The 10,355-nt window shown below is 64.1% G+C and carries 10 protein-coding genes; 6 read left to right on the top strand and 4 right to left on the bottom strand.

Annotated features, from left to right (window positions below; translation table 11 throughout):
- The 4 genes from GPA21_RS16655 to GPA21_RS16640 all read right to left on the bottom strand — a co-directional run.
- The coding region (locus tag GPA21_RS16655; protein WP_168989242.1) for a DUF3487 family protein at positions 1-202 on the bottom strand (202 nt) is incomplete at its 3' end.
- Positions 203-214: 12 nt separating this feature from the next.
- Positions 215-583 (bottom strand): TIGR03745 family integrating conjugative element membrane protein, encoded by a 369-nt coding sequence (locus tag GPA21_RS16650; RefSeq protein ID WP_023093116.1) that lies wholly within the window; start codon positions 581-583, stop codon positions 215-217.
- A gap of 22 nt (positions 584-605) precedes the next feature.
- Entirely contained in the window at positions 606-845 is a 240-nt protein-coding gene (locus tag GPA21_RS16645; RefSeq protein WP_023093117.1) for a TIGR03758 family integrating conjugative element protein, read from the bottom strand.
- Entirely contained in the window at positions 842-1,207 is a 366-nt protein-coding gene (locus GPA21_RS16640; protein ID WP_023093118.1) for an integrative conjugative element protein, RAQPRD family, read from the bottom strand. Before GPA21_RS16640 ends, GPA21_RS16645 begins: the two co-directional genes overlap by 4 nt.
- An 80-nt stretch (positions 1,208-1,287) precedes the next feature.
- On the opposite strand from GPA21_RS16640, the gene GPA21_RS21385 reads away from it, so the two are divergent.
- The 6 genes from GPA21_RS21385 to GPA21_RS16610 all read left to right on the top strand — a co-directional run bounded on the left by GPA21_RS21385 (position 1,288) and on the right by GPA21_RS16610 (position 10,234).
- Positions 1,288-1,629, top strand: a complete 342-nt coding sequence (locus GPA21_RS21385) for a helix-turn-helix domain-containing protein (RefSeq protein ID WP_425477752.1) — start codon at positions 1,288-1,290, stop codon at positions 1,627-1,629.
- Positions 1,630-1,776: 147 nt separating this feature from the next.
- A complete protein-coding gene (locus GPA21_RS16630) occupies positions 1,777-2,835 on the top strand; it encodes a DNA cytosine methyltransferase (protein ID WP_031637509.1) in 1,059 nt (352 codons plus the stop codon).
- 21 nt (positions 2,836-2,856) lie between these two features.
- Positions 2,857-3,315: a very short patch repair endonuclease gene (locus GPA21_RS16625; RefSeq protein ID WP_023093121.1), complete on the top strand. Its 459-nt coding sequence runs from the start codon at positions 2,857-2,859 to the stop codon at positions 3,313-3,315.
- A gap of 21 nt (positions 3,316-3,336) precedes the next feature.
- A complete protein-coding gene (gene drmD / locus GPA21_RS16620; protein WP_023093122.1) occupies positions 3,337-6,468 on the top strand; it encodes a DISARM system SNF2-like helicase DrmD in 3,132 nt (1,043 codons plus the stop codon).
- Complete coding sequence (locus GPA21_RS16615; RefSeq protein ID WP_023093123.1) at positions 6,465-7,103, top strand: restriction endonuclease; 639 nt, start codon at positions 6,465-6,467, stop codon at positions 7,101-7,103. Before drmD ends, GPA21_RS16615 begins: the two co-directional genes overlap by 4 nt.
- Complete coding sequence (locus tag GPA21_RS16610) at positions 7,097-10,234, top strand: Eco57I restriction-modification methylase domain-containing protein (RefSeq protein ID WP_211163658.1); 3,138 nt, start codon at positions 7,097-7,099, stop codon at positions 10,232-10,234. Before GPA21_RS16615 ends, GPA21_RS16610 begins: the two co-directional genes overlap by 7 nt.
- Positions 10,235-10,355 lie beyond the last annotated feature (121 nt).

The following is a 10,355-nucleotide window of genomic DNA, read 5'->3' as shown; positions in this document are numbered from 1 at the left end:
CGATCAGCGTGGGCACCATGGCGTTGCTGTGCGTGAGCCAGGCCAGCGGCAGGCCGAGCGCGAACCCGGCTGCGGCCGACAGGCCGGCGCAGATCCACAACTCGTCGGCGGTCAGCCCGCGCACGACCACCGGCTGGCGGTTCAGCCGATGCGGCAGGAAGGTCACCAGCGTGTCTTGCGGGGTCTCCGAAGGGACGGCCATCGCTTGCCGCCCTCACAGCACGCCGGTGGCCTTGGTGAGCAGCCAGATGCCGACCACCAGGAGGATCGCGCCCACGGCGACCGTCAGGCCGAACTGTCCCCAGGTGGCGCGGCCGGTGTGGATCTCCGAGTAGCGCGTGTAGGCGTGATAGCAGACGCCGACGAACATCGAGGCGACCACGAGCAGCGCGATCAGCAGCACGATGTCGTAGCCGTAGTTCTGCAAGGTCTGCAGGATGCCGCTGCCCTGGCCACGCGATGGGTCTTCCATGGTCGGCAGGCCCTGCGCGAAGGCCGACAGCGGCAGGCCCGCGAGCGCCAGCGGCAGCAGCGGTGCGGCGATGCGGAACGGAATGCGATGGGATGTCGTTGGAGTGTTCATGGCGTGTGGCCCTTCGTGACGGTCAGGAGAGGAGAAAGAAGGTCAGCACCAGGTACATCGCCACGAAGCGCACGACGACGGCGAGGAACTGACGCTCGGTGATGCGGTGCTCGACCCAGCCGACGTAGGCGGTGCGCATGGCCCACACGCCCCACAGCAGCAACACGGCGAACACGAAGCCCAGCACCACGGCAGAGACGGCCGAAGGCGCAAAGCCACCGTTGGCCTGGAAGGCAGCGACCTGATCGGCAGAGGGCGTCATGGCGATGGCTCCTCGTCGTCGGCGCGGTCGCGGCGGACGTAATCGCCGGCCAGCGGGACGGGATCGCGCGGCTGGGCGCGCTGGGGCACGAGGTAGTCCTGCAGGCCGGCGCGAACGCGCTTCAGGTCGGCGCGCAGTCGGGCGTAGTCGAAGTGGTAGCGGGCGCGTTCCTGCGGAGCGGTATGGGCGGCGTGCTCGGCGAGGCGGTCGATCAGGTCGAGTTGGCGGGCAAGCGCGGCGAGCTGCTCACGCTCCGAGGCGAGGCTGTCGGCAGCGGCGGCAGGCTGCAGCGCCGAGAACGACACAGCCAACACCACGGCAAGCGCAGGCCATGCGGATGTGCGGCGGTTGGTCTGTCCCATCGTGCCATTCCCCGTTGAAGCGGATGGCCAGATGCTGTGGCGCGCCCTCGCTTCGCGCCGCAGGGAATGGGAACTACGGCATGACCGGATTTCCGGGGCGAGCTGGCGATCAACCGTGCAATGCTCCCGGGATTGCGGAGTTGGCCAGCGCCTACCGCAGCTTGGTAGAATTGGCTAAACTTGGCAATCGTAATCTACGAAAGGCCAGATCGGATGGTTTCCGGATGACTGAAGTCGAGAGCGAGATCCTCACGCTTGAGGAGGTCGCGGCCTACCTCAAAGCCGGGAAACGGACGGTCTATCGCCTTGCCCAGAAAGGAGAGATTCCGGCGTTCAAGCTTGGGGGAACCTGGCGCTTTCGCCGCTCGGAGCTGGATCGCTGGATCGCGGAAAGCATCAACAAGAAGCCGGAGGCGAAGTGACCGACTACCAAGTTCGTGCAACTGGTCATGGTCCAGGGGAGGAGCGCTGCCGATGATGCAACAGCTTCTGACGCCGCATCAGAGCCAGTACTACGCATGGCTCCCGACCCTACGCCGCATGGATCGGACAACGGAACATGCCCGCAAATGGGGAGGTTTGATGTGACACAAATTTCTTGTGTTGATTTGTTCTGCGGTGCTGGCGGATTGACGCATGGCTTCGTTCTGGAGGGTGTGCCTGTCGTCGCCGGAATCGATATGGACCCCGCCTGCCGCTTCCCTTATGAGGCCAACAACCAGGCCCGATTCGTGGAGCGAGACATCAGTAAGGTCACCATCGCCGAGCTGAAGGCGTTGTTCGGTGACGCCGATCTGACGATTCTCGCGGGCTGCGCGCCATGCCAACCCTTCTCGACCTACGCGCAGCGCTACGAGCTAGACGGCAAAGATGGCAAGTGGGGCCTCCTGTATGAATTCGCTCGCCTCGCGAAGGGCTCCAGTCCCGATGTCATCACGATGGAAAACGTGCCGACCGTCGCCAAGCACGAGGTGTTCCACGACTTCGTGGATACGCTGAAACGGCTCGGGTACAAGGTTTGGTTCGATGTCGTCGACAGCTCTCGTTATGGCGTCCCGCAGATGCGGCGGCGGATGGTGCTGCTGGCCTCTAAGCACGGCAGCATCGAGATGATCCCGCCCACCCACGAGAAACCGAAAACCGTTCGACAGGCCATCGCGCACTTGCGACCGCTCAGTGCCGGAGAGTCCGCGCCCAGAGACAAACTGCACGTCACCTCGACGCTGTCCGAAACGAACCTCAAGCGGATCAAGGTCTCCAAGCCCGGCGGCACTTGGCGCGACTGGCCCAAACACTTGATCGCCGAATGCCACCGCGCCGAGAGCGGGCGCACCTATCCGGGCGTCTATGGGCGCATGGAGTGGGACAAGCCTGCGCCGACCATGACGACCCAGTGCTACGGGTTCGGCAACGGTCGCTTCGGTCATCCTGAGCAGGATCGAGCCATCTCCCTACGGGAAGCCGCGATCTTGCAGAGCTTCCCGCGCGACTATGCATTCATCCCGCCGGATGGCGAGGTGAGTTTCAAGGTGCTCGGGAGGCTCATCGGCAACGCGGTTCCCGTCGATCTCGGTCGCGCCATCGCCCGCAGCATCAACCAACACCTCGCGTCGGTCACGGCTCGGTGATGGACTGACGAGGACCGCTCTATGCCGCAACTCCTGCCCTCGTCACCCGATACCAGTCGCCGCATGGCGAAGGTGAGGCAGAAAGGGACGGATGCGGAGGTGGCGTTGCGGAGGGAGATGTATCGAATCGGTCTGCGCTACAGGATCGATTACGAGGTTCTGAGGAAGCCCCGTCGCGTCGCGGATATCGCGTTTCCCGGGCGAAAGATCGCCATCTTCGTCGATGGCTGTTTCTGGCATGGCTGCCCCGAGCATGCCACTTGGCCGAAACGGAATGCGGAGTTCTGGCAGCAGAAGATCGAGGCGAACCGGAAGCGGGACGCGGACACGAATGAGCGGCTTCGCTCCGTCGGCTGGACGGTACTCCGATTCTGGTCGCACGAATCACCGACCGAGGCGGCAAGAGCTGTCGCGCGCGTGATCGCCACGGTCGACGCACAGCGTCGCGTTTCGTCGTCCGGCGTGAATGCGAAAAACTGAAAAAGGGGAGATGGCAATCGCATGGAGGTCCAAACCGAGCAGCAAGCCCAGACGTATCGCGCGAGGCCTGAGCCAGGACAACTGGTCGAGGTGCGCCGTCGTCAGTGGGTGGTGGCCGACGTCGATGCCGCTCGGCTGGATACCGGCACTCCCCAACATTGTGTGACGCTATCGTCGATCGACGAAGATGGTCTCGGCGAGGAACTGGAAGTCGTCTGGGAAATCGAGCCGGGTGCCCAGGTCATCGAACGCGCGGGCCTGCCCTCGGTCACGGGGCAGGACGATTCGGGCATGCTCGACGCCTTCCTCGACGCCGTGCGGTGGGGCGCCGCCACCAACGCCGACCGAGGGTTTCTCCAAGCGCCGTTCCGCAGCGGCGTCAGCATCGAGGACTTCCAGCTCGATCCGCTGGTGCGAGCCATCGACATGGCTCGCGTCAATCTGCTCATCGCCGACGACGTCGGCCTCGGCAAGACCATCGAGGCCGGTCTGGTCATTCAGGAACTGCTGCTGCGGCACCGTGCCCGCACCATCCTGATCGTCTGCCCTGCGTCGCTTCAGGAGAAATGGCGCGTCGAGATGCTGGAGAAGTTCGGCCTCGATTTCCGCGTGGTGGACACCGACTACATCAAACGGTTGCGGCGCGAGCGCGGCATCCACGCGAATCCGTGGACGTCGCATCCGCGCCTCATCACGTCGATGGATTGGGCCAAGGGCGGCGAGGGTTTGCGCGCCATGCGCGACGTGATCCCGCCGCACGTCGGCCATCCGCGCAAGTTCGACCTGCTGGTCGTGGACGAAGCACACAACGTCGCGCCCGCCGCAGGCGCGCACTACGCGCTGGAGAGCCAGCGCACACGCTTCGTCCGCGCCATCGGCCCGCACTTCCAGCATCGCCTGTTCCTGACCGCGACACCTCACAACGGCTACACCGAGTCGTTCACCTCGCTGCTGGAATTGCTCGACGACCAGCGCTTCGCGCGCAACATCCTCCCCGACGAAAAGCGCCTAAGTCAGGTGATGATCCGTCGCCTGAAAAGCGATCTGGTCGATGCGCACGGCAACCCCCTGTACGCCCGGCGCACCTTGCAGGCGCTCGAAGTCCCGTACACGGCGGAAGAGCGCGCGATTCATCGCAAGTTGGACGACTACTGCGCCAGCCGCGAAAAAGATGCCGAGAAATCAGGTAATGGCTTCGGCACGGCCTTCGTCAATCGCCTCCTCAAGAAGCGTCTGCTCTCGTCGCCAGCGGCGTTCGCGTCCACTCTGGAAAAGCACGTCGCATCGTTGTCCGAAGCACGGTCCGCGAAGTCGGACGCGATGGCGGAGCGCATTCTGCACAAGGCCATCCTAAAAGTCGACGAAGACTATGCCGACGATCAGGAGGTAGAGAACGCCCAAGCCGAAGCCATCGAGGAAGCCACGCGCCGCTCGACGCCGCTGACGCCGGAGCAGCGGGCGACGCTGGACGACTTGAGGGTGTGGGCTCAGCGAGCCAGGAATCAGGCCGACTCCAAGGCCGAAGCCATCCTCGACTGGCTCACGGCCAACCTCAAGCCGGACGGTCAGTGGAACGATCGCCGGGTGATCCTGTTCACCGAATACCGCACCACACACCAGTGGATGCATCAAATCCTCGCCAGCCACGGCTTCGGCGGCGAGCGTCTCGGCCTGCTCCACGGCGGCCTCTCTCAAGAGGAACGGGAACCCATCAAGGCGGCGTTCCAGGCATCGCCACAGGATTCACCCGTCCGCATCCTGCTCGCCACCGACGCGGCGTCCGAAGGCATCGACTTGCAGAACCACTGCAATCGGCTCATCCACTTGGAGATTCCCTACAACCCCAATGTGATGGAGCAGCGCAACGGGCGTATCGACCGCCACGGACAGCGCGAAAAGGAAGTGCTGATCTGGCACCCGGTCGATGGTGGCGACACGAGCGGCGCATCGGTCGGTGGCCACGGCGAGGACATCCTGCGCGCCTTGCGAAAACTGGACTCGATGCGCGCCGACATGGGCAGCGTCAATCCGGTCATCGCGCCGCAGATGTCCGGTCTGATCGAAGGCTCCTTGAAGGATTTGGACACTCGTCTCGCCGAGGCACGGATCGCACGGGCCAAGAACTTCGTTCGTGCCGAACGTGAGTTGAAGGAGCGCGTCGCCAAACTGCACGAACGTCTCCTCACTACCAAGCAGGATTTCCACCTCACGCCCGACCACGTCCTGATGGCCGTGAAGACCGGCCTCGCGCTGGCGGGCCGTCCGCCGCTGGAACCCGCCGAGCTACCGGGCGCACCCTCGGGCAGCGTGTTCCGGATGCCGGCGCTGTCCGGCTCCTGGGCGCGATGTCTGGAAGGGCTGCGTCACCCGCACACCCAGCGGATACGGCCCATCACCTTCGACCACGCCGTCGCCAGTGGCCGCGACGACGTCGTGCTCGTTCACCTGAACCATCGCTTGGTGCAGATGTGCCTGCGGTTGCTGCGCGCCGAGATCTGGGCGCAGGACGACGTGAAGAAACTGCACCGCGTCACCGTCCGCACCGTGCCGGATGCGCTCATCGACAGCCCCGCCGTGGTCGTCGTCTCGCGGCTGGTCGTCACGGGTGGCAACCATCATCGGCTGCACGAGGAACTGACGGTATCCGGCGGCTACCTGCGCGACCAATCCTTCCGCCGCGAAGAAGGCGTCACCCGCGTCCAGCAGTGGTTGGACGGTTCGAGGCCGATCACAGCAGCCCCGTCCCTGTTCGACGCACTTCGCGTCCGCTTCGACCGTCAGCAGGAAGCCATCCTGAAAGCGGTGGATGCGCGTTCGAAGGAGCGTCTCCGACACCTGGCCAACACGCTCCAGACCCGCAGACAGCAGGAAATCGACGACATCGGCACCGTGCTCGACGAACTGGAGAAGGCGATCCAGTCCGAGTTGAAGAAAGGCGAGCAGCCCGAACAGCTCTCGCTCTTCACCGAGGATGAACGCACACAACTCCGCCGCGACATCGCCGCGCTGGAAGCGCGCCTCGCGCGCATCCCTGACGAGCGCCGGATGGAAACGCAGGCCATCGAATCCCGTTACGCCAAGCTCGACGACCGCACCTTCCCGGTCGCCGTGATCTTCGTCGTGCCCGAGTCCACGTCAGGGGTGGCGAAATGATGACCTGGCAGGAATATCAGGAGGCCGTCGCCGAGTTCTACGAGCAAATCGACGACTTCGGTAACGTCAGAAGAAACGTCATGGTTCCGGACAAGATCACCGGCCAGCTACGGCAAATCGACGTGCTCATCGAAATCGAGGCCAAGGGGCATCCGCTGAAGATGATCGTCGATGCCAAGTTCCACGCCGTTCCCATCGATGTGCGAGAGGTCGAGTCAGTCCTCGCACTCGCTGATGCCGTTGGCGCAAACAAAGCGATCGTCGTCGTGGCGAATGGGTGGACGGAGCCAGCCAAGAAGAAGGCTGACCATGCTGGATGCGGCCTCGAACTTCTGTCGGTGGAAGACGCCCTCGATTTGATCGTTCCTGACAAATGGAAGATGTGCCCATCCTGCGATGCCGACTGCATCGTGCTCGATCAAGAAGGTGCGGTCACCCTCGATGGAGGCGCGTGGTTCTGGTGGCTTGCAGGTCAGTGCCGCGGATGCAAGTGCGCGCGTATCCACTGCCAAGACTGTGGGACGAAGGCATTCGTCGAACTCCATGGCTCCATCGTTTGTGGTTGCGGACATCGCTGGTCGAGCACCGATGACAGCGTCACCATCTCATTTTTCGCGGAAGAGCCTGAATGGTGACGCAGACCCAACACCACGACTGGCTCTCGCTCGTCGAGATTTCCGGCCCTTTCCTCGCCGTTCCCGTCCTGAAAGAAGCCTTTCCGCAGGGTCTGGAAGAACTGGATGCAGCCAAGCGCAAGCGGCTGCGGCAAGCCTACGACGAATGGCGCGAGGCACTGGAAACCGACGATCTGCATTTCGCAGACCTGCATGCGGCATGGATCGACGAGGTCTTGTCGCGTGGACTGGAACTCGACGAGGACGGTCGCGGCGACGTGCTCAAACGCAAGGATTGGTGCGTCGCGCACCTGACCGCCGATCTGCCCGAGCACGGGGTGACCCTGTTGCCGGACTTCGCCGTTGTCGGCAACGGCGACCAGCCGCTGATGCTCGTCCACGCCTACGGGCAGGATGTCGATCTCGATGCCACCCAGAAGCTGGACGGCTGGGCCAGCACACCGGCAGAACGTATGGTCAGGCTCTGCCGCGCCACGGGCTGCCGCCTCGGGCTGGTGACCAACGGCGAACGCTGGATGATGGTCGATGCGCCGGTAGGCGCAGTCACTACCTTCGCCAGTTGGTATGCGCGCATCTGGGGGCAGGAATCCATCACCCTCCAAGCCTTCGTCCACCTCTTGGGAATCCGGCGTTTCTTCGTCGATGAATCCGAACGGCTGCCCGCGCTCTTCGATCGCTCGCTGAAGTTCCAGGACGATGTGACCGACGCCTTGGGCGAGCAGGTGCGGCGCGCGGTCGAAGTGCTCATCCAGTCGCTCGACAAAGCCGACCAAGATCGCGACCGCGAATTGCTACGTGGCGTGAAGGAAGCCGAACTCTACGAAGCGGCGTTGACGGTGATGATGCGGCTGGTCTTCCTGCTCTCCGCCGAAGAGCGCGGCCTACTGCTCTTGGGCGACGAACGCTACGAGGCGAACTACGCGCTCTCGACCTTACGGATGCAGTTGCGCGCCGAATCCGACGAGATTCTGGAGCGTCGCTGGGATGCGTGGTCGCGCCTGCTGGCTGTCTTCCGCGCCGTGTACGGCGGCATCAAGCACGAAAACCTGCGCCTCCCCGCGCTGGGCGGCTCCCTGTTCGATCCGGATCGTTTCCCCTTCCTCGAAGGCCGCGCCCGTGGTTCCGATTGGCGCACCGACCCAGCCAAGCCGCTGCCGATCGACAACCGCACCGTCTTGCTGCTGCTCGAAGCCATCCAGCAATTCCAGGGGCGCACGCTGTCGTATCGGGCACTGGACGTCGAGCAGATCGGCTACGTCTATGAGGGTCTGCTGGAGCGCACCGTCAAGCGCACCGCCGAGGTCACGCTGGAACTCGACGCCACCAAGAGCGCCCAGTCGCCCTGGATCACGCTGGCCGAACTCGAATCTGCGAGGCTGGACGGTGCCGACCGCTTGACCGAACTGCTCCAGCAGCGCTCCGGCAGTTCCGCCAGTCGCGTACGCAACGATCTGGCTCGTCCCGTTGACGATTCGCTCGCCGATCGGGTGCTGACGGCTTGCCACGGCGACACGGCGCTACGCGATCGCATCAAGCCATTCGGCCATATGGTGCGCACCGACCCTTGGGGTTACCCGCTGGTCTATCCCGCTGGGGCCTTCATCGTCACCACCGGCTCTGACCGCCGTGAGACCGGCACCCACTACACGCCGAAGTCGCTTACCGAAGCCATCGTCGCCGAGACGCTCACCCCCATCGCCTACGTCGGCCCGACGCAGGGTACGCCCCGCGCGGACTGGGCGCTGAGATCCCCCGCCGATCTGCTCGATCTGAAGATCTGTGACCCGGCGATGGGTTCGGGTGCATTCCTCGTGCAAGCCTGCAGGTGGCTGGCCGACCGGTTGGTGGAGGCATGGGCGCAGGCCGAGGCGCAGGGCCACACGATCGGTGTCGATGGGCAGGTGGCGGATGCCAGCGCCAGCGTCGAGGCGCTACCGCGTGACACCGAGACACGCACCATTGCCGCCCGCCGCCTCATCGCCGAACGCGGCCTCTATGGCGTTGATCTGAACCCGCTGGCGGTCGAACTGGCCAAGCTTTCCATCTGGCTGGTGACGCTGGCCAAGGGGCGTCCCTTCGGCTTCCTCGACCACAACCTGCACTGTGGCGACAGCCTGCTCGGCATCCATCGGCTGGATCAACTCACCCAGCTTTCGATGAATCCCACCGGCCAGGGCCAGCTACGCCTGTTCGGCCAGAACGTTGAGCAGGCCGTGCGTGAGGCCATCGAACTGCGCTCACGCTTGCGCGAGATGCCCATCCGTGACATCCGCGACGTGGAAGCCATGGCGCATCTGGACGCTGACGCGCGCCGTAGGCTCGAAGTGCCGGAATGCATCGCCGATGCCTTCATCGGGGAGGTGTTCGCATCGGTCGGCGGCACGGCGCTGGAGAACGCGCTGGCGTCACTGACCATCCAGGCCGGGCAAGCCATCGATGGCGACCGCGAAGTGCTCGCCTCGATGCGCCGGAGATCGGTCGCTGCGCTCTCGACCGATCTGGCCGGAGACAAGCCTGCGCGGAGACCCTTCCATTGGCCGTTGGAGTTTCCGGAAGTGTTCGCGCGTGAGCGCGGCGGCTTCGACGGCATCGTCGGCAATCCACCCTTCCTGGGTGGACAGCGCATCACCGGCGTCGCGGGCACTGCCTTCCGCGATTGGCTGGTCGCGTACATCGCGGAGGGGCGTCGCGGCTCGGCTGATCTGGTCGCCTATTTCTTCCTGCGTGCTTGGAGCCTGCTGCGCGAAGGTGGCGGTTTCGGCCTGCTCGCGGTCAACACCATCGCGGAAGGCGACACGCGGCAGGTCGGGTTGGAAGCGATGGTCGGCGCGGGTGCCGTCATCCATGCAGCCTACCCAAACGAACCGTGGCCCGGGAAGGCGGCGGTCGTCACCAGTCGCGTGCATGTTCACAAAGGCGAGTGGCAGGGCGAACGCTCTCTGCTCGGGCGATCGGCTCCCTTTATATCGGCTTTCCTCTCCGATCGTGAGGAATGGAGTCCGAAGAGGCTGAAAGCCAACGAAGGCAAGGCTTTCATTGGCTCCTACGTACTTGGTATGGGCTTCGTGCTTACGTCTGATGAGGCACAGCGAATGCTGGACGCCGACCCGAAGAATGCCGAGGTGTGTTGACGGCCATCCAGAATTGACCCACTTGCCGGGGTAATTTGCATCGAAATTTGACCCACCTTTGATTGACTACCCTGCTGTGTTTTGGGCGGGGGATCGAGGAGTGATCAAAGTGGGCATGTTG

The organism is Azoarcus taiwanensis, from assembly GCF_012910885.1.
In the GTDB taxonomy this organism is placed as follows: Bacteria; Pseudomonadota; Gammaproteobacteria; order Burkholderiales; family Rhodocyclaceae; genus Azoarcus_F; species Azoarcus_F taiwanensis.
The sequence above is the reverse complement of the archived record's forward strand: the minus strand, read 5'-3'. Positions and strand labels throughout refer to the sequence as shown.